This is a genomic window from Mesorhizobium sp. M7A.F.Ca.AU.002.02.1.1 (assembly GCF_003998535.1).
Classification (GTDB): domain Bacteria; phylum Pseudomonadota; class Alphaproteobacteria; order Rhizobiales; family Rhizobiaceae; genus Mesorhizobium; species Mesorhizobium ciceri.
In genome coordinates, this window is the sequence record NZ_RZPB01000048.1 from 1 (window position 1) to 16,496 (window position 16,496).

20 protein-coding genes and 1 pseudogene are annotated in these 16,496 nt (G+C 62.1%); 16 read left to right on the plus strand and 5 right to left on the minus strand.

Annotation, left to right across the window (positions count from 1 at the left end):
• Positions 1 to 65: 65 nt before the first annotated feature.
• Positions 66 to 377: a transcriptional regulator gene (locus tag EN879_RS05375; protein WP_013532486.1), complete on the minus strand. Its 312-nt coding sequence runs from the start codon at positions 375 to 377 to the stop codon at positions 66 to 68.
• 574 nt (positions 378 to 951) lie between these two features.
• On the opposite strand from EN879_RS05375, the gene EN879_RS05385 reads away from it, so the two are divergent.
• Together EN879_RS05385 and EN879_RS05390 are read left to right on the plus strand one after the other, a co-directional pair.
• The gene (locus EN879_RS05385) at positions 952 to 1,419 is read left to right on the plus strand and encodes a hypothetical protein (RefSeq protein ID WP_063167706.1); all 468 of its coding nucleotides are present in this window, start codon (positions 952 to 954) and stop codon (positions 1,417 to 1,419) included.
• 403 nt (positions 1,420 to 1,822) lie between these two features.
• Entirely contained in the window at positions 1,823 to 2,419 is a 597-nt protein-coding gene (locus tag EN879_RS05390; protein WP_013532484.1) for a glutathione S-transferase family protein, read from the plus strand.
• A 95-nt stretch (positions 2,420 to 2,514) separates the two neighbouring features.
• On the opposite strand, the gene EN879_RS05395 is transcribed toward EN879_RS05390, so the two are convergent.
• Entirely contained in the window at positions 2,515 to 3,177 is a 663-nt protein-coding gene (locus tag EN879_RS05395) for an outer membrane protein (RefSeq protein WP_013532483.1), read from the minus strand.
• A 412-nt stretch (positions 3,178 to 3,589) separates the two neighbouring features.
• Between EN879_RS05395 and EN879_RS05400 the strand changes: the two genes are divergently transcribed.
• The 6 genes from EN879_RS05400 (at position 3,590) to EN879_RS05425 (ending at position 8,736) form a co-directional block, all read left to right on the plus strand.
• Positions 3,590 to 4,354 (plus strand): SDR family oxidoreductase, encoded by a 765-nt coding sequence (locus tag EN879_RS05400; RefSeq protein ID WP_013532482.1) that lies wholly within the window; start codon positions 3,590 to 3,592, stop codon positions 4,352 to 4,354.
• A complete protein-coding gene (uvrC, locus tag EN879_RS05405) occupies positions 4,351 to 6,414 on the plus strand; it encodes an excinuclease ABC subunit UvrC (RefSeq protein ID WP_013532481.1) in 2,064 nt (687 codons plus the stop codon). The genes EN879_RS05400 and uvrC overlap by 4 nt, the downstream gene beginning before the upstream one ends.
• A 97-nt stretch (positions 6,415 to 6,511) precedes the next feature.
• A complete protein-coding gene (pgsA, locus tag EN879_RS05410; RefSeq protein ID WP_013532480.1) occupies positions 6,512 to 7,108 on the plus strand; it encodes a CDP-diacylglycerol--glycerol-3-phosphate 3-phosphatidyltransferase in 597 nt (198 codons plus the stop codon).
• A gap of 1 nt (position 7,109) precedes the next feature.
• The gene (moaD, locus tag EN879_RS05415) at positions 7,110 to 7,367 is read left to right on the plus strand and encodes a molybdopterin converting factor subunit 1 (RefSeq protein WP_013532479.1); all 258 of its coding nucleotides are present in this window, start codon (positions 7,110 to 7,112) and stop codon (positions 7,365 to 7,367) included.
• A gap of 1 nt (position 7,368) precedes the next feature.
• A complete protein-coding gene (locus tag EN879_RS05420) occupies positions 7,369 to 7,845 on the plus strand; it encodes a molybdenum cofactor biosynthesis protein MoaE (RefSeq protein ID WP_013532478.1) in 477 nt (158 codons plus the stop codon).
• A 126-nt stretch (positions 7,846 to 7,971) separates the two neighbouring features.
• Positions 7,972 to 8,736, plus strand: a complete 765-nt coding sequence (locus EN879_RS05425; RefSeq protein WP_013532477.1) for a YbaY family lipoprotein — start codon at positions 7,972 to 7,974, stop codon at positions 8,734 to 8,736.
• Positions 8,737 to 8,804: 68 nt separating this feature from the next.
• Here the strand turns inward: EN879_RS05425 and ndk are convergent, their stop codons facing one another.
• Positions 8,805 to 9,227, minus strand: a complete 423-nt coding sequence (gene ndk / locus EN879_RS05430) for a nucleoside-diphosphate kinase (protein ID WP_013532476.1) — start codon at positions 9,225 to 9,227, stop codon at positions 8,805 to 8,807.
• A gap of 159 nt (positions 9,228 to 9,386) precedes the next feature.
• Here ndk and EN879_RS05435 point away from each other — a divergent pair, with 159 nt between their 5' ends.
• Positions 9,387 to 9,644: a DUF2934 domain-containing protein gene (locus EN879_RS05435; RefSeq protein WP_013532475.1), complete on the plus strand. Its 258-nt coding sequence runs from the start codon at positions 9,387 to 9,389 to the stop codon at positions 9,642 to 9,644.
• Between the two features lie 17 nt (positions 9,645 to 9,661).
• Here the strand turns inward: EN879_RS05435 and EN879_RS05440 are convergent, their stop codons facing one another.
• Positions 9,662 to 10,354 carry a glutathione S-transferase family protein gene (locus EN879_RS05440; protein WP_013532474.1) on the minus strand — a complete coding sequence of 231 codons (693 nt, stop codon included), beginning with the start codon at positions 10,352 to 10,354 and terminating at the stop codon, positions 9,662 to 9,664.
• A 59-nt stretch (positions 10,355 to 10,413) separates the two neighbouring features.
• On the opposite strand from EN879_RS05440, the pseudogene EN879_RS05445 reads away from it, so the two are divergent.
• Positions 10,414 to 10,922, plus strand: a pseudogene (locus tag EN879_RS05445) (DinB family protein).
• 97 nt (positions 10,923 to 11,019) lie between these two features.
• Here the strand turns inward: EN879_RS05445 and EN879_RS05450 are convergent.
• Positions 11,020 to 11,979, minus strand: a complete 960-nt coding sequence (locus EN879_RS05450) for a LysR substrate-binding domain-containing protein (protein WP_013532472.1) — start codon at positions 11,977 to 11,979, stop codon at positions 11,020 to 11,022.
• Between the two features lie 110 nt (positions 11,980 to 12,089).
• Here EN879_RS05450 and EN879_RS05455 point away from each other — a divergent pair, with 110 nt between their 5' ends.
• From EN879_RS05455 to EN879_RS05480, 6 genes are all read left to right on the plus strand, one after another.
• Entirely contained in the window at positions 12,090 to 12,629 is a 540-nt protein-coding gene (locus tag EN879_RS05455; protein WP_013532471.1) for a hypothetical protein, read from the plus strand.
• Positions 12,608 to 12,919 (plus strand): hypothetical protein, encoded by a 312-nt coding sequence (locus EN879_RS39740; RefSeq protein WP_244514285.1) that lies wholly within the window; start codon positions 12,608 to 12,610, stop codon positions 12,917 to 12,919. Before EN879_RS05455 ends, EN879_RS39740 begins: the two co-directional genes overlap by 22 nt.
• 114 nt (positions 12,920 to 13,033) lie before the next feature.
• Positions 13,034 to 13,915, plus strand: a complete 882-nt coding sequence (locus EN879_RS05465; protein ID WP_244514286.1) for a DMT family transporter — start codon at positions 13,034 to 13,036, stop codon at positions 13,913 to 13,915.
• Positions 13,908 to 14,111: a hypothetical protein gene (locus EN879_RS05470; RefSeq protein WP_013532468.1), complete on the plus strand. Its 204-nt coding sequence runs from the start codon at positions 13,908 to 13,910 to the stop codon at positions 14,109 to 14,111. Before EN879_RS05465 ends, EN879_RS05470 begins: the two co-directional genes overlap by 8 nt.
• Positions 14,112 to 14,273: 162 nt before the next feature.
• A complete protein-coding gene (locus EN879_RS05475) occupies positions 14,274 to 14,723 on the plus strand; it encodes a MucR family transcriptional regulator (protein ID WP_127273975.1) in 450 nt (149 codons plus the stop codon).
• A gap of 124 nt (positions 14,724 to 14,847) precedes the next feature.
• Positions 14,848 to 16,496: ABC-F family ATP-binding cassette domain-containing protein (locus EN879_RS05480; protein ID WP_164774319.1), on the plus strand; the 1,649-nt coding region annotated here is incomplete at its 3' end.

Sequence of the window (16,496 nt, forward strand, 5' to 3'; positions counted from 1 at the left end):
GTGCGCTGATCTGCGCCGGCGTTGCCGTTGTTTCCGCGCGCTGAGCGGATTGCCCAGTCATCACGCTATTTCCTGCGCGCCGCCGCCTCGGCCTGATCGAGGATCTTGCGCAGGAATGCGGCATGGCCGCGGAACGCGCGCCGTCCGCTCGTCGTCGCCCTGACGCGCGTCTGCGGCCGGCGGCCGACGAACAGCTTTTCGATGTCGACATAACCAGCCCTGGCCAGCGTATCGAGATGCGCACCGAGATTGCCGTCGGTGACGTCCACGATGGCTTTCAGCCCGGTGAAATCCAGCGTTTGCCGCCTTTCCAGCATGCTCAGCGCCGCCATGATCCTGAGCCGAGTGCTCTGGTGGATGATTTCGTCGGCACTCATCGATTGGCTCCGGCGCAGCCAAGCCGGAGGCCGCCGACAACCATGCTGCCGCCGTGGCGGACCGTCTTGGCAATCTCGAACGGCGACAGCGCCGCTTGCTCCTGTGCGATCGACATTGAAATGCTCCAGCATGCTGTACAGAATACTCTGCCATGTAGAGTTATCTGTCAATTCACGAGCAGGCCGATCTGCGTTCGTGCTTGACAAGACGATGCACCGATCGGCTGTCGCATTGCAGTATAGATCGTCCGCCTGCACGAGATGATCGCACCGATGAGGCAGCGGTCATGATATCGGCGACCGACGATCGACACGCAAAGCTGCTCGCTGATCTTCGGAGCTTCACGAGAGGAGCGCTTCCGCGGAGTGTGGAGAATGTCGGCGACACATTCTAGCCAATGGTCGAAGATCAGAAGTGAATTTCTGCGACGATCAGCACGATCATGTGCCGATCGTAACCGAAATTTAAGCTGCGAAAATCAGTCTATTGCTTCGCTGGCTAGCAAGCCGCGAGTCAGATATGCATGAGCGCGCCGGGTCATTACGGCCGTCGGCACAAAGGAAGGGGCATCGCATGGCTAAGCAGTCATCCAAAGCGCCGGCGTCCAAGGCACCGGCAAAGAAAGCACCCGCAAAAGCAGCGACGGCAAAGGTCGCAGCTGCAGTGAAGAAAGCAGCACCCGCTGCCAAGCCGAAGGCCGCGGCGGCCAAGGCAAAAGCAGCACCGGCCAAGAAGCCGGCAGCGAAAGCTGCGGCGAAACCGGCAGTGAAGAAGGCGGCACCCGCCAAGGCAGCGGCAAAGCCGGCTGCCAAGGCGGCACCGGCCAAGAAGCCTGCAGCGAAAGCTGCGGCGAAACCCGCAGCGAAGAAGGCAGCAGCACCTGCCAAGAAACCGGCTGCCAAGGCTGCACCAGCCAAGAAGCCGGCTGCCAAGGCTGCTCCGGCAAAGAAGGCTGCGGCAGCGAAATCTTCAGCGCCGGTGAAGAAAGCGGCACCTGCGGCCAAGCCGAAGGCAGCGCCCGCGAAGGCCGGCAAGAAGTAGTCGCGCTTCCCTCGCCGGGGGCGGTGCCGAAACAGTCAAGGGCGGGTGCCTCACAGGGCGCCCCGCTCGTTGTTTAGGCAGTCGGAAGGCGAGAACAGAGGCGGACGGAGGATATCTTTTCGCAGCTCCCAGGACTTCGCCATAGGGCGGAGTCCGGTGGGGCTTTTTTCGTGTCATTCATGCGGGTGATGAAACATCGGCGCGAGGCTCGTCGGTCTTGCCAGTCGGCTGGCGGCTTCGCGCGATCCCGGCAACCATGGTGATGAAGCACCGTCTTCATGGAGCGCTCGCTAAACGGCCCTGGCCGCTGCGTCGCTCTGGCGGCTGGGTTTTCCGCTTCTGGCCATTGCCCGATCGCGCCCGATCGGTCAACACTGCCGGCCTGCAAAACAGGAAACGGATCATGCCCAGACTGCTCTATGCGTCGTCTTCTCCCTACAGTTCCAAGGTACGAATGGCGGCAGCCTATGCCGGCATCGCTGTCGATCTGGTGCCGATCAAGACCGAGGAGAAGCCGGCCGACTTGATGATCGCCAACCCGCTCGGCAAGATTCCGGTTCTGGTGCTCGACGACGGTCGCTCCATCCATGACAGTCGCGCCATCACCCAGCATCTCAACCGTTTGTCGAAGAGCGCGCTTTTTCCACGCAATCCCGACAAGCGGCTCGAGGCAGAAGTGCTGGAGGCATTGGCCGACGGCATTTGCGACTGTGCGCTGTCGATGGTCTATGAACGGCGCACGCGGCCTGAGGAGATGGTCTATCAGCCCTGGCTCGATCGCCAGTGGGCGAAGATCACGGCGGCACTCGACCTGCTCAACGCCAACCCGCCGAAGCTGCCGAAAAAGATCACCGCCGGCCAGATGGCGCTGCGCGCCTGCCTTGGCTATCTCGCGCTGCGCTTTGCCGGGAAATGGGAGAAGGGTCGCGCCCGGCTGACGCGGTGGGCGGCACGCTTCGACGAGAAGTTTCCAGAACTGAAGCCCTGCATTCCCGGTTGACCGCCCATTACCCGAATAGATTTACCCGGAAATCACGCGAGCATAAAAAAAGCCGGGCGCGAGGCCCGGCTTTTTCGTGTCGTGGCTTGAACGACTTAGAACTTCATACCGACGCCGAAGGTGACGCGGTTGTCGGTGGCCTTGACCTTGCCGATGCCATCGAAGCTCTTGCTGCCGAAGTCGGTGTAACGATACTCGACACGACCGAAGACATTGTCGGTCAGCTTGATGTCGGTGCCGAGACCGGCGGTCCAGCCGAGCAACGTGGCGCGGTCCGAACCGTATACGTCGTCTTCGACCTTCAGGCTTCTTCCGGCGAGACCGCCGGTGCCATAGAGCAGGATTTCGGGGGTCACGGCATAGCCGAGACGGGCTCGCAACGAACCCTCGAAGCCGGCCTTGGAATTGACGCCAGAATCGTCGCCCTTGACGCCGTTGTAGCCGAGTTCGGCTTCAGCGCCGTAGACGAAGTTCTCTTGCTGCCACTGATAGCCGCCGAAGACGCTGCCGACGAAGCCCTTGGTGCCGACGTCAACATTGTCAACACCCAGATCCTTTTCCTTGGTATGGCCGCTGAAGCCATAGCCGACGTTGAGACCGGCGTAGGGGCCGGCCCACGAAGCGACGGGAAGTTCAGCGATCGGCGCAGGTGCCGGCGGCTCTTCCGAAACCACGTCAGCAGCATAGGCAGTTCCGCTGAGGGCGAAGAGCCCGAGCGCAACGGCCAGCGGCCGTGCGAATTTGAGATTGGCTTGCATTGTTCTTTACTCCTTAAGCCACAGGACACAGGCTTGTTTCTCACGATCGCCATCGACCCGTCCGGGGGGGAAACGGATCTGGCGTTCGTCGGTTCCAAATGTCGTGTCAAAATGCGGCTGAAGCGAACCTGAACTTGGGTCATTCCCCGGCGCAAATGAGGCAGAACCTTGACGTTGCATCTTCGCAACAGCGAAATGGCAGGAACCATCCGGTGCTGCGCTGCACACCGCTTGGTGCAAGGACTCCAGCACCCTATATTGCGGTCGGGCACGCCTGAGTCCAGGGCGGGCCAAGATGCCCAAACGGCCGTTTCGCCACAATGCTGCCCAAGGTGCGAACACCATTTAACGCATGCCGGGCCATATTTCGCCGGCACTGCTTTTTCGGGCCGAAATTGAGGATTGACACCATATGAGCAAAGCCACTGTCACGGCGCTGGTGACGGGCGGGGCCAGGCGGATCGGCAGGGCGATCGTCGAGGATCTCGCCGCGCACGGTTTTGCCGTCGCCATCCATTGCAACCGCTCGCGCAGCGAGGCCGATGCGTTGGCTGCCGAAATCATCGCCGGAGGTGGCCGCGCCGCAGTGGTCGCCGCCGACCTGACCGATATGGACGCCATCGATGACCTTATCGGCGAGGCGCAAGCAGCGCTCGGGCCGCTCTCGCTGCTGGTCAACAACGCGTCGCTGTTCGAGGACGATTCGGTTCTGGATTTCGACTGGCGGGCCTGGGACCGGCACTTTGCCGTCCATGTGAAAGCGCCCGCGCTCCTGGCGCAGAATTTCGCCCGGGCACTACCGGCAGGGCAGGAGGGCCTGATCGTCAACATGATAGACCAGCGCGTCTGGCGGCCGACGCCGCGCTACTTCTCCTATGCACTGTCCAAATCGACGCTGTGGACAGCCACCCAGATGATGGCGCAAGCGCTCGGTCCCCGCGTCCGCGTCAATGCCATCGGCCCGGGGCCGACATTGAAGAACGCGCGTCAGGACGACAGCGATTTTGCAGCCCAAGTCGATGGCTTGATCCTCAAGCGCGGCCCGGAATTGCCGGAATTCGGCGCCACTATCCGCTATCTCTGGGAAGCGCGCTCGGTCACCGGCCAGATGATCGCGCTTGATGGCGGCCAGCATCTTGCGTGGCAGACGCCCGATGTGACAGGCATGACGGAATGAGTCCTGTAGACCACAAAAGCAAGCCGCGCGGCGGCACCGACGATCTGCCCCCCGATATCGACCTCGAGGACGAGGCGGTCGAGGAAATCGTTGAAACCGTCGGTCCCGATGTCGCCTTCACCGCCATCGACTGGACGCCGCATGCCGGCGACGCGGAAGGCATGATCGGCGCCGAGGTGATCCAGACGCTGGTCAAGCGGCTGCCCAACGCGCCCGGCGTCTACCGCATGATGAACGCTGCCGGCGATGTGCTCTATGTCGGCAAGGCACGCAGCCTGAAGAAGCGCGTCACCAACTACGCGCAAGGCCGCTTCCACACCACCCGCATCGGCCGCATGGTGCGCGAAACGTCGACGATGGAGTTCGTCGTCACCCGCACCGAGATCGAAGCGCTGCTGCTCGAAGCCAATCTTATCAAGCGCTTGCGGCCGCGATTCAACGTCCTGATGCGCGACGACAAGTCGTTTCCCTATATCCTCTTGACCGGCGACCATGTCTCGCCGGGCATCTACAAGCATCGCGGCGCGCGCTCGCGCAAAGGCGATTATTTCGGTCCCTTTGCTTCGGCCGGTGCCGTTGGCCGCACCATCAACTCGCTGCAGCGCGCCTTTCTGCTGCGCAGTTGCACCAACTCGTTCTACGAGAACCGCACGCGGCCATGCCTGCTTTATCAGATCAAGCGCTGCGCCGGTCCCTGCACCGGCGAGGTCTCGCACCAGGACTATGCCGAGCTGGTCAATGAGGCGAAGGACTTCTTGTCCGGCCGCAGCCAGAAGGTGAAGACGGAAATCTCGGCCGCCATGCAGCAAGCGTCGGAAGCTCTCGATTTCGAGCGCGCCGCGATCTATCGCGACCGGTTGGCGGCCCTGTCGCATGTGCAGAGCCACCAGGGCATCAATCCGGCGACCGTCGACGAAGCCGATGTCTTCGCCATCCATCAGGAAGGCGGCCAGGTCTGTATCCAGGTGTTCTTTTTCCGCACCGGCCAGAACTGGGGCAACCGCGCCTATTTCCCCAAGGCCGATCCGGCGTTGGAAGCAGCCGAGGTGCTGGGCTCGTTCCTGGCGCAGTTCTATGACGACAAGCCGACGCCGCGGAACATTCTTCTGTCGCATGGCGTCGAGGATCAGGAATTGCTGGCCGAGGCGCTCTCCACCCGCGCCGGCCGCAAGGTCGCAATCTCCGTGCCGCAGCGCGGCGAGAAGAAGGACCTGACCGACAACGCTTTGCAGAATGCCCGCGAAGCGCTCGGACGCCGGCTGGCTGAAACCTCCACCCAGGGACGCCTGCTTGCCGGTTTCGCCGAGACATTCGGCCTGCCGAAGCCGCCAGTGCGCATCGAGGTCTACGACAATTCGCACATCATGGGCACCAATGCCGTCGGCGCCATGGTCGTTGCCGGACCGGAGGGGTTCGTGAAGAACCAGTACCGGAAATTCAACATCCGCTCGACCGAGATCACGCCTGGCGACGATTTCGGCATGATGCGCGAGGTGATGGAACGGCGGTTTTCGCGGTTGCTCAAGGAGCATGGCGATGTCCCGGCTGGGGATGCAGCCGACGGTTCGGCAGACGATATGGAGGACGATATCTCCGGCAGCTTCCCGGCCTGGCCCGATGTCATCCTGATCGACGGTGGCCAGGGCCAGATGACCGCGGTGCGCAAGATCCTCGCCGATCTCGGCATCGAGGACCGCGTGGTTGCCATCGGCATCGCCAAGGGCCAGGACCGCGATGCCGGCCGCGAGCGGTTCTTCGTCAAAGGCAGGGACTCGTTTTCCCTACCGGTCCGCGACCCCGTGCTCTATTTCGTCCAGCGGCTGCGCGATGAGGTTCACCGTTTCGCGATCGGCTCGCATCGGGCTCGCCGCAAGAAGGAAATGGTCAAGAGCCCACTTGATGAGATCAGCGGCATCGGTCCCGGCCGCAAGCGGGCATTGCTGCTGGCATTCGGCACCGCCAAGGCGGTCAGCCGCGCGGCCATCGAGGATCTGCGGAAAGTCGACGGGATTTCCGAGCAGGTGGCGAAACTGGTCTACAATCACTTCCACGAGAGTTGAAAAATCTGGCACTTTCATCTGGCCTGTCGAATCTGGCCTGTTGACCCCCCACATTCGCTTCTGATTTGAGTAGGCAGGCAGAAAGAGTTTCCCGGATATGGCCAAGCGCGCGTTCAACCTGCCCAACATGCTCACCTACGCCCGCATCGTCGCGGTGCCGATGGTGGTGCTGTGCTTTTTTCTCGAAGGACATCTGAAGTCGAGCGACTTTGCCCGGTGGTCGGCGCTGATCATCTTCCTGCTCGCCTCGATCACCGATTATCTGGATGGCTATCTGGCGCGCGCCTGGCAACAGACCTCCAACATCGGCAAGATGCTCGACCCGATCGCTGACAAGCTGCTGGTCGCCACCTGCCTGCTGCTGCTGGCTGCGGACACCGATCGCCATGCGGGCATTGCCGGCTGGTCGTTGTGGGCGGCGATCATCATCCTGTGCCGCGAAATCCTCGTCTCGGGCCTGCGCGAATATCTGGCGGCGCTGAAAGTCTCGGTGCCGGTGACGCAGCTGGCAAAATGGAAGACCGCCATCCAGATGGTCGCCATAGCGTTCCTCTTGGCCGGACCGGCCGGCGACAAGATCTTTCCGCTGACCACCCAGACCGGGCTGGTGCTGCTGTGGATCGCGGCGTTGGTCACACTCTACACCGGCTACGACTATTTCCGCGCCGGCCTCAAGCACATCATGGACGAGTGAGATGACGACCCGGCTCATCTATTTTGCCTGGGTGCGCGAGCGCATCGGCATGCCCGAGGAAGACGTCGACTTGCCGGCTGGCATCGAGACGGTCGCCGATCTCCTGCGCTGGCTGAAATCGCGCGGCGAGGGCTACGAGCACGCGCTGCAATATCCTGACGTCATCCGTGTCGCTATCAACCAGGAGCATGTCGAGCACCGCGAGAAGATCGCGGGCGCCCGCGAAATCGCGCTGTTCCCGCCGATGACCGGGGGCTGAAATGACCGGCGGGATCATACCTGTCGTGCGCATTCAGCGCCAAGATTTTGACGTCGCGGCCGAAATCGCCAGACTGACGCAAGGCCGCGCCGATATCGGCGCCGTGGTGAGCTTCTCAGGCCTTTGCCGCGACGAGCAGGGCGCGCTCTCAGCGCTCGAGCTCGAACACTATCCCGGTATGGCCGAAGCAGAAATCGCCCGCATCGCTGCTGAAGCGGTCGAGCGTTGGCCGTTGCAGGGGCTCACCGCCATCCACCGCCACGGGAAGATCGCGCCCGGCGAGAGCATCGTGCTGGTGGTGGCAGCCTCCGCGCACCGCCATGCGGCGTTCGAGGCGGCGAATTTTCTCATGGACTATCTCAAATCGCGCGCGCCCTTCTGGAAGAAGGAGCATCGGGCTGACGGCTCGGAGGGTGGCTGGGTCGAGGCCAAGGAAGCCGATGCAACGGCCGCGCAACGCTGGAAAGCGTCCGAATAAGATCCGCCGCAGCCATGCATTGACCGCAATCCTTTGGCCAATTGGCGGAATTGGTCAGCCTGGGCATTGGCAACCCGTGGCATTGGCAGCCCAGGGCATTGGCAGCCCGGGGTGAGGGAGATGGTCATGCTGGACAGGATCGCGGAGTTCTTCATCTTCGGTTTCGTGCCTCTGGTCGTCGGCATATTGGCCGTTCCTGAGCAGTCTGTTGCCGCCGAAAAGGCAGTGAGAGGCGAAGTGATCTATCGCGAGCGCATTGCCTTGCCGCCCAGTGCCGTGCTCTCTGTGCAACTTGCCGATGTGTCGCTGGCCGATGCGCCGGCCACCATTATCGGCGAGCAGAAAGTGAAGCCGACCGGCCAGGTGCCGATCAGCTTCGAGATCAAATTCGACCCTTCCGTCATCCGGTCGCAGATGACTTACGCGTTGCAAGCCCGCATCACCGTCGACGACAAGCTCCTGTTCATCTCCGATATGCGCCATCAGGTCGATCCGCTGACCGACGTGCCGCAGACCATCATGCTGAAGATGGTCGCCCCGAACGCCGAGCCGACGGTTTCGGTCTTCGACCAGCTCTGGCTGGTCGACTATGTCGACGGCATCGGCGTCATCGCTGCCCCGCAAGCGACATTCAGGGTCAGCGAGGCCGGCAAGGCGGGCGGCAGCGGCCCCTGCAACACCTATTTCGCCACCGCCAAGGTCAATGGGCAAACGATCGTGATCGGAGACATCGGTTCGACCTACAAGGCCTGTGCGCCAGAGGTGATGGCCGAGGAAAAGGCGCTGTTCGATGCGCTGGCCAAGGCGGCGTCATACCGCGTCGAGGCCGGCAAGCTCATCATATCAGGCAAGGATGGCCGCGAGATCCTGCGCTTTAGCGCGGCGAGCTGACCCCCAACGAAAAAGGCCGGCGAAACGCCGGCCTTCTTTTTACGGAATCCAAGGTCTGGATCGTCGGCTCAGCCGACGATCTCGGTGTCCGAGAACCAGTACTTGATCTCTTCTGCCGCGGTCTCCGGTGCGTCGGAGCCGTGCACGGAGTTTTCGCCGATCGACAGCGCATGAACCTTGCGGATGGTGCCTTCGGCGGCGTTGGCCGGGTTCGTGGCGCCCATCACTTCGCGGTTCCTGGCAATGGCGTTCTCGCCTTCCAGCACCTGGACGACGGTCGGTGCCGACGACATGAATTCAACCAATTCGCCGAAGAAAGGACGGTCCTTGTGGACGGCATAGAAGCCTTCCGCTTCGCGGCGGCTCATCCAGACCCGGCGCGAGGCGATGACACGCAGGCCTGCCTCTTCCAGCATCCTGGTGATGGCGCCGGTGAGATTGCGCCGGGTTGCGTCCGGCTTGATCATGGAAAATGTGCGTTCGAGCGCCATGGGTCGTCCTTGTCTGAGAATGGAATTGAGAGTGGCGGGCTCTATACAAGCCGCCCGGCCCATTGCCAAGGGCCCCCGATCAGACGGCTGCACAGCAACGCTTTGCTTGCTATAGTCGCGTGCCGGCGCCGCGCTGAGGTCGGGCCGTATGGAGACAACATGACCATGACAGACGATCGTCAGGAACGCATTCGCAACCGTGCGCACCAGATCTGGCTGCAAGAGGGCCAGCCGGCTGGACATCATGAGCGCCATTGGCATCAGGCGGCGGCGGATGTCGACCAGGAGGACGCCACGGACAAGTCGGCAGCCAAAAAGCCAACCAAGAAGGCAGCTGGCGCCGCCAAGCCAAAAGCCGCCCCCAAGGAGGCAAAGGCTGCCACGAAGGCCGGCAAGCCAAAGAAGGCGGCCAAGTAAGTTACTGCTTTACGGCGTCAAGCCGCGGCGGCGACCTTTCGCCCCAGCCCGCCATGCAGGTCGAGGCAGCGGGCGAACCACTGCGCCACCACGTCGCCGTCGTCGAGCAATTGGTAGGGCGAGGCTATGCGCGCCCATTGCAAGGCGCCGAAGACGATATAGTCGCCAAACAGCGGCGCCGCGCCGCCGATGAACGGCTGATAGAAGAGCATCGAGCGCAATGGCTCCAGCGAGGCTCTGAAAGTGCCGAGCCCGGCCTCCCTGGCGGCCGTCACCTCCTCCAGCCTCTTGCCAAGACGCTGCTCCCGGCTTTGGCGGAAATAGACGGCGTTTTCCGCGTCCTGCATGGCATGAAGGTCCATGATGGCCGCGGTGGTCACGTAGGGATGAATGGTCACTTGCGACCAGCGTTCGATGAAGCGCGCCATCGCCTCGCCGCCTTCACCGCCAAACAGCGTCGGCCGGTCCGGATAGGCTTCATCGAGATAGAGCGCGATGGCGAAAGAATCCGCGAGGACTGTCTCGCCGTCGCGGATCACCGGAACGGTTTTCGAAACGCCGCCCTCGACAGCGGGCACCTCGAGAAAGCGCGTCGGTACGGTTGATATGTCGAGCCCCTTGTGGGCAAGCGCCATCGCCACCTTCCAGCAATGCGGGCTGAACGGACGTGTGCTGTCGCGTCCGACGAGATCATAAAGCAGAATGGTCATTGGCGGCGGCTCCCGTGCGGGTTAGGTAGGCCCCGCATCGACGCGAGCCGAGGGAAGCCATGAGACAGCATTTCATGATGTTTGCGGCCTATAATCAATGGGCCAACGGTCGCATCTATGATGCCGCCGCCGAACTCGATGATGAGGAATTCAACCGCGATGTCGGCGCCTTCTTCGGCTCGATGATGGGCACGCTCAACCACCTTTTGACTGCCGACCGCATCTGGATGAAGCGCTTCACCGGGGAGGGCGACGCGCCGACGACACTGGACGCTATCCTGCATCGGGGGTTGACCGGCCTGCGGGCGGCGCGTGAAGCCGAGGACAGGCGGATCATCGATTGGGTCGGCGGCCTCAATGACAAGGCGTTGACGGGCCGGTTCACCTACATGACCGTCTCGGACATGCGCATTCGCAAAGGCTGGCGCCGGCGCTGGACCATGTCTTCAACCACCAGACCCACCATCGCGGCCAGGCGCATACGATCTTGACCATCCTGGGACGGCCAAGCCTGGGGTTGGACCTGATGCTTTTCCAGCGGACCGAGGAGGGCAGGGCTTTCGCCTGATCCGGTGGCGTTTGCGTAGTCAGTCCGAAGGTTGTGCCGGCCGTCGCTGCATTTTGTGCTGCAGCATCGTCTTTGCATCAGTAGGCACCGGATGGATTCAGGCAGCCGTCGAAGCCTCGCCCCTGATTTCGTTGTCCAACTGGGACTGGGTCAGGGCCGCTTCCGCCATGACCCACTGCTTGAACAACTGGACCTTGCGTGCGGCAAGGCCTTTCAGCGGAGAGACAAAATACCAGCCAGCCGTGTTCGGATGATGGACGGCGAAGGGAGCCACCAGCCTTTCGGCGCGGATGTCGCTGGCCATATAGGCACGGTTGGCCACCGCAAAGCCCATCCCGGAATTGGCTGCCTCGTAGGACATCATGCACGAGTCGAAATAGATGCTCTTGGTCTCGCTGAGCACGAAGCTGGCGCCGGCGAAACCAAGCCAGGACTGCCAATTCTGGGTGCAGGTGTCGGAATGCAGCAGGGTGAAGTGCTTGAGGTCGTCCGGTGTCACCTTCGACAGCCGCTTGTCGCCGAGGACTTCGTGGAACAGCTTGCGGCTGCACACCGGTGTCAGGTCTTCGCGAAACAGCAGATCGGACTGCAGCCCGTGAAAGTGACCGTCGCCATAACGGATTTCGAGATCGAATTCCGAGGCCGTGAACTCATGCGTCGCGTACGAAGTCGAGACCCGCATCACGATATCGGGATATTGCTGCTGGAACAGCGGCAGGCGCGGAAACAGCCAGCGTGCCGCAAAGGTCGGCAGCACCGATATTTTTAGCACATGCTCCTGCGATTGTCCGGTCGCTTCCATGCTGGCGGCCACGATTCGCTCCAGCGCCTCGCGAACGCGCGAGACATAGGTCTCGCCCTCCGGCGTCAACGACACCGCATTGCCGCCGCGCTGGAAAATCTTGAAACGAAGCTGATCCTCCAGGCTTTTCACGCGCTGGCTGACCGCTGAAGCGGTAATAAACTGTTCTTCACCGGCGCGCGTGAAATTCCCGTGCCGCGCAGCACTTTCGACGATTTTCAGCGAATTGAGGTTGACCTGACTGAGCAGACGCACGGTTTCGACCTTAAGCTTGGCTTACACTAGCACCAGCATTCCTAATTTTACAGGGGTGGGTGAATTAATCGACTGTTTACCAAGTGTTGCCCCCATCCTGGAGAAGTACAATGAACGCCCACACCATTCCCGAACTGCGTTATGCGATGAGCCGCGAAGCCATTATCGGCCATGAAACCGCCTGGAAAGTGTCGAGTTTCGGTGTCGCGCAATATCTGCACGGCTATGACCCGGCACTGCTTGCCGCGATCGAGGAGGCTGCCCTGAAGCTCAAGGCCAGCCATGCCGTGCACAAGCACCTCGATCTGACCTTCATCACCGGGGCCGACCGTTACATCCCCGAGATCAGGGAATTGCTGCATGACAAGCTGCGCCTGGAGCGGCTGTCCGACATGATGGGCACCAAGCTGGAGCCCTATCCGCTGTCGATCGTCGGCTCGACGGTCACCTTCATGAATCCAGGGACGGCGCCGTGGAGTGGCATTGCGATGGCGTTCCGGTCACCGAGCTCATTCCGCTGTCGATCAGCAATCCGCTGGTCGGCGGCCACCTCGAAATCTATTGCGACGACTCCGAAACCGGCCGCGCCATTCTCGAATCCGGCCGCGAGATCCCGCGCAACAGTGTCATGCGCATCGATCACAAGATGAACTACGCGACGCTCGGCCAGTTCCTGGGCGTCCTGCATCGCACCGCGCCGATCCGGTTCGGCGAGCGCGTCACGCTGGTGCTCAACCAGCGCTCGGTGGCCAAACCCTATGTCGACGACAACAGAATGTTCTATCTCGCCGCCGACAATGACCACGACCGTGAGTGGGTCAGCGAACTGGCCGAAGATGTCTGGACCAACCAGCTCCCGGCCTACCGTCGGTTCGAGGCGGAGCATCCCGTGCCCGCCGCCGTCGATGCTCCGGTTCCGGGCGGAGCCAGGGAATCATGATAGTGAACCATGATCCCGAAAAGTCGGAACCGGTTTTCGGACAGGATCATGGTCGAACAGCAAAATAGAATCCCATGCCGATTGTTTCGGCAGGGATCCGGCTCGATATCCGCGTTGGTCTTCGCTGCCGGTGCGGTGGCGTTGTGGTCCACCAATGCCCTGGTCGGCAAATCCCTGCTGACCGGCCACCCGGTGTCGCAGGTCCAGTTCCTGCAATTTGCAGGCGCTGCACTCGTCTTCGCCGCCATCCGATTGATGAGCCGGGCCATCCGATTGATGAGCCGGGAAAGAGTAGCACCGGTCACGGCCGGGGCGGCGCTCATCTCTCTCGCGGTCGGCTTCATCGGCCTGGTCGGCACCATGGTGCTGCAATACATCGCCTTCGCTTCGATGCCGGTGATCGAGGCCAATCTGGTCGCCTACACCTGGCCGTTGATGGTCGCGGCGGCAGTCATTGCCTTGGAAAATCCGCGGCGTCCGGCACTGTTGGGTCTCGCCGCGGTGGTAGGCTTCATCGGCGTCGCGCTGGTGATTTCGGGAGGGCGCAACCAATCCTGGCTCGACGGCGATCTGGTCGGGTATCTCGCCGCATTCGGGTCGGCGCTGTGCATGGCCTTCTATTCGATCATGGTGGGACGGGTCGCCACCCCAGCCGATCGCCTGTTGCTGCCCTCATCGTTGATCGGCGTCGCTTTGACGTTTCTGTGGTGCGCTCGCGACGGTTTCACCTGGCCCATCGGCGCGGACCTGGCTCTCGGCCTTTATCTCGGCGCCGGTCCGATGGGCTTGGGCTACTATTTCTGGTCGCGCGCCTTGAAGCTTGAAGGCAGCGGCAGGGTCGCGGTGGTCGCCTATCTCACGCCGATCGCCTCGACCCTGCTTTTGACCTTGTCCGGCGAACGGCTGACGGTGACGGCCATTGTCGGAGCCATTCTCGTCATCGGCAGTTGTGTCGCGGTCGGTGTGGAACGTTCGGAGGCCGAAAACCATGTTTGACGAGAATGAGCGTCTGGCCATTCAGGAAGCGCATTGGCTGATCGACGAATTCGGCGTCGAGGCACCGCTTTACGCCGCGATGAGGGCCGAAAAGGCGATAGAACAAAAGGATTTGGCGCGCTGCGCCCGCTGGAAGCGTATTCTGGAGATATTGGACGAAAGTCCTGCCGCTAAGTCTGCTGGTTCCAAGTATTAGATTTTCTAATTTGCACGGCGTCGATTTCGCATGAATGCTATTTTGGCCGATTCTTCATTCTTTTATGAGACTTGGCGGTCCGTTGGGGGACGCGGTTAAAGAGATACATCGACACAAGTCTTCGCTGGGGTGGAGGATTTTGTCGCAAATAAGGTGAAAGAATTGTCAAATATCGATGATAAGACCGTTATCGAGCTGACGGCCGATATTGTCTCGGCCTATGTAGGCAACAATCCCCTTCCGGCTTCCGGCCTGCCTGAGTTGATAGACAGCGTCAGTGCTTCGGTTCGCAAGCTCGCTGGTGCAGTTGTCGCGGAAACTCCAAACCTGGTTCCGGCAGTCAATCCGAAGAAGTCGGTGTTTCCCGACTACATCATCTGCCTTGAGGACGGAAAGAAGTTCAAGTCGCTCAAGCGGCATCTGCGGACCGACTACGGCCTAAGCCCGGACGACTATCGGGCCAAATGGGGCTTGCCGCCGGACTATCCGATGGTTGCGCCGAACTACTCGGCGACGCGATCGGCGCTGGCAAAGTCGACGGGACTTGGCCGCAAGCCGGCAGCAGCGCCGGCCGCTGTCGCCAAGGCAACGAAGCGCAAGGCGACTGCCTGAGAGCAGGCAAGCCACCGTTCGGCTGCTTTGACGGCGCCCTCGCGGGCGTCGTTTCGAGGCCTTGTGCGGCCAACTGGCCCGCAAGGCCTTGCGAAGCGTTGATGTCCGGTGCAAAAGCGCGGCCATGCTGATCATCAACGACCTATCGCTCCGCATGGCCGGACGCCTGCTTCTCGACCATGCCTCGCTGACCTTGCCAGCCGGCACCAAAGCCGGCCTCGTCGGCCGCAACGGTACCGGCAAGACGACGCTGTTCAAGGCCATTACCGGCGATTTCCCGTCCGAGACAGGCTCGATCAGCCTGCCGAAGAGCACCCGCATCGGCCAGGTGGCGCAGGAAGCGCCAGGCACCGAGGATGCGCTGATCGAGATCGTGCTCAAGGCCGATCTCGAACGCACGGCGTTGCTCGAAGAGGAAAAGACGGCGACCGATCCGCACCGCATCGCCGACATCCATATGCGGCTGGCCGACATCGACGCGCACTCAGCCGAATCCCGCGCCGCCACCATTCTCGCCGGCCTCGGCTTCGATGACGCTGCGCAACGGCGTCCGGCCTCCTCCTTTTCCGGCGGCTGGCGCATGCGCGTGGCGCTCGCCGCGGTGCTGTTTGCCGAGCCCGATCTGCTGCTGCTCGACGAGCCGACCAACTATCTCGATCTTGAAGGCACGCTGTGGTTGGAAAACTACGTGTCGAAATATCCGCACACCGTGCTTTTGATCTCGCACGACCGCGACCTGCTCAACCGCGCCGTCAACTCGATCGTTCACCTCGACCAGAAGAAGCTGACCTTCTGGCGCGGCGGCTACGACCAGTTCGAGCGTCAATACACCGAACAGAAGGAATTGCAGGAGAAGGGCCGCGTCAAGCAGGAAGCCGCGCGTAAGCACATGGAATCCTTCGTCGAACGGTTCCGCGCCAAGGCCTCCAAGGCGAGACAGGCACAGTCGCGCATCAAGGCACTGGAAAAGATGAAGCCGATCGCGGCCCTGGTGAACGACTCGGTGCGGCCGTTCTCCTTCCCCGAGCCGGTGAAGACGGTGGCCTCGCCGATCGTGGCGCTGAACAACGTCAATGTCGGCTACACCGAGGAGCAGCCGATCCTTAAGAAGATGACGCTGCGCATCGACGCCGACGACCGCATCGCGCTGCTCGGCGCCAACGGCAACGGCAAGTCGACCTTCGCCAAACTGCTGTCCGGCCGGTTGAAGCAGGAGAGCGGCACCATGACGGTGGCGCCCGGGCTGAAGGTGGCGATCTTCGCTCAGCATCAGCTCGACGATCTGCGGCCGGACGAAAACGCCTACGAGCATGTCCGCCGGTTGATGCCGGAGGCGCCGGAATCGAAGGTGCGCGGCCGCGTCGCCCAGTTCGGCCTCACGACCGAGAAAATGAACACCGCCGCCAAGGATCTTTCGGGCGGCGAGAAGGCGCGGCTGCTGATGGGCCTGTCGGCCTTCGAGGGGCCGAACCTGTTCATCCTCGACGAACCGACCAACCATCTCGACATCGACAGCCGCGAATCGCTGATCCATGCGTTGAACGAATTCCCTGGCGCCGTCATCCTGATCTCGCATGATCGCCATCTGCTCGAGGCAACCGCCGACCGGCTGTGGCTGGTCAAGGACGGCGCGGTCAACCCCTATGACGGCGATCTGGAAGACTACAAGACGCTGGTCACCGGCGTGTCCGGCGACCGCCGCGGCAAGCGCGAGGCGGAAAAGGCGTCAAAGGCCGACCGCCGGCGCGATGCGGCGGCACGCCGCGCCGCCTT

What these genes read in the sequence shown, in the direction of transcription:
- EN879_RS05375 (WP_013532486.1), bottom strand. Translation starts at nt 377, where the DNA reads ATGAGTGCCGACGAAATCATCCACCAGAGCACTCGGCTCAGGATCATG.
- EN879_RS05385 (WP_063167706.1), top strand. Translation starts at nt 952, where the DNA reads ATGGCTAAGCAGTCATCCAAAGCGCCGGCGTCCAAGGCACCGGCAAAG.
- EN879_RS05390 (WP_013532484.1), top strand. Translation starts at nt 1,823, where the DNA reads ATGCCCAGACTGCTCTATGCGTCGTCTTCTCCCTACAGTTCCAAGGTA.
- EN879_RS05395 (WP_013532483.1), bottom strand. Translation starts at nt 3,177, where the DNA reads ATGCAAGCCAATCTCAAATTCGCACGGCCGCTGGCCGTTGCGCTCGGG.
- EN879_RS05400 (WP_013532482.1), top strand. Translation starts at nt 3,590, where the DNA reads ATGAGCAAAGCCACTGTCACGGCGCTGGTGACGGGCGGGGCCAGGCGG.
- uvrC (WP_013532481.1), top strand. Translation starts at nt 4,351, where the DNA reads ATGAGTCCTGTAGACCACAAAAGCAAGCCGCGCGGCGGCACCGACGAT.
- pgsA (WP_013532480.1), top strand. Translation starts at nt 6,512, where the DNA reads ATGGCCAAGCGCGCGTTCAACCTGCCCAACATGCTCACCTACGCCCGC.
- moaD (WP_013532479.1), top strand. Translation starts at nt 7,110, where the DNA reads ATGACGACCCGGCTCATCTATTTTGCCTGGGTGCGCGAGCGCATCGGC.
- EN879_RS05420 (WP_013532478.1), top strand. Translation starts at nt 7,369, where the DNA reads ATGACCGGCGGGATCATACCTGTCGTGCGCATTCAGCGCCAAGATTTT.
- EN879_RS05425 (WP_013532477.1), top strand. Translation starts at nt 7,972, where the DNA reads ATGCTGGACAGGATCGCGGAGTTCTTCATCTTCGGTTTCGTGCCTCTG.
- ndk (WP_013532476.1), bottom strand. Translation starts at nt 9,227, where the DNA reads ATGGCGCTCGAACGCACATTTTCCATGATCAAGCCGGACGCAACCCGG.
- EN879_RS05435 (WP_013532475.1), top strand. Translation starts at nt 9,387, where the DNA reads ATGACCATGACAGACGATCGTCAGGAACGCATTCGCAACCGTGCGCAC.
- EN879_RS05440 (WP_013532474.1), bottom strand. Translation starts at nt 10,354, where the DNA reads ATGACCATTCTGCTTTATGATCTCGTCGGACGCGACAGCACACGTCCG.
- EN879_RS05455 (WP_013532471.1), top strand. Translation starts at nt 12,090, where the DNA reads ATGAACGCCCACACCATTCCCGAACTGCGTTATGCGATGAGCCGCGAA.
- EN879_RS39740 (WP_244514285.1), top strand. Translation starts at nt 12,608, where the DNA reads ATGCGCATCGATCACAAGATGAACTACGCGACGCTCGGCCAGTTCCTG.
- EN879_RS05470 (WP_013532468.1), top strand. Translation starts at nt 13,908, where the DNA reads ATGTTTGACGAGAATGAGCGTCTGGCCATTCAGGAAGCGCATTGGCTG.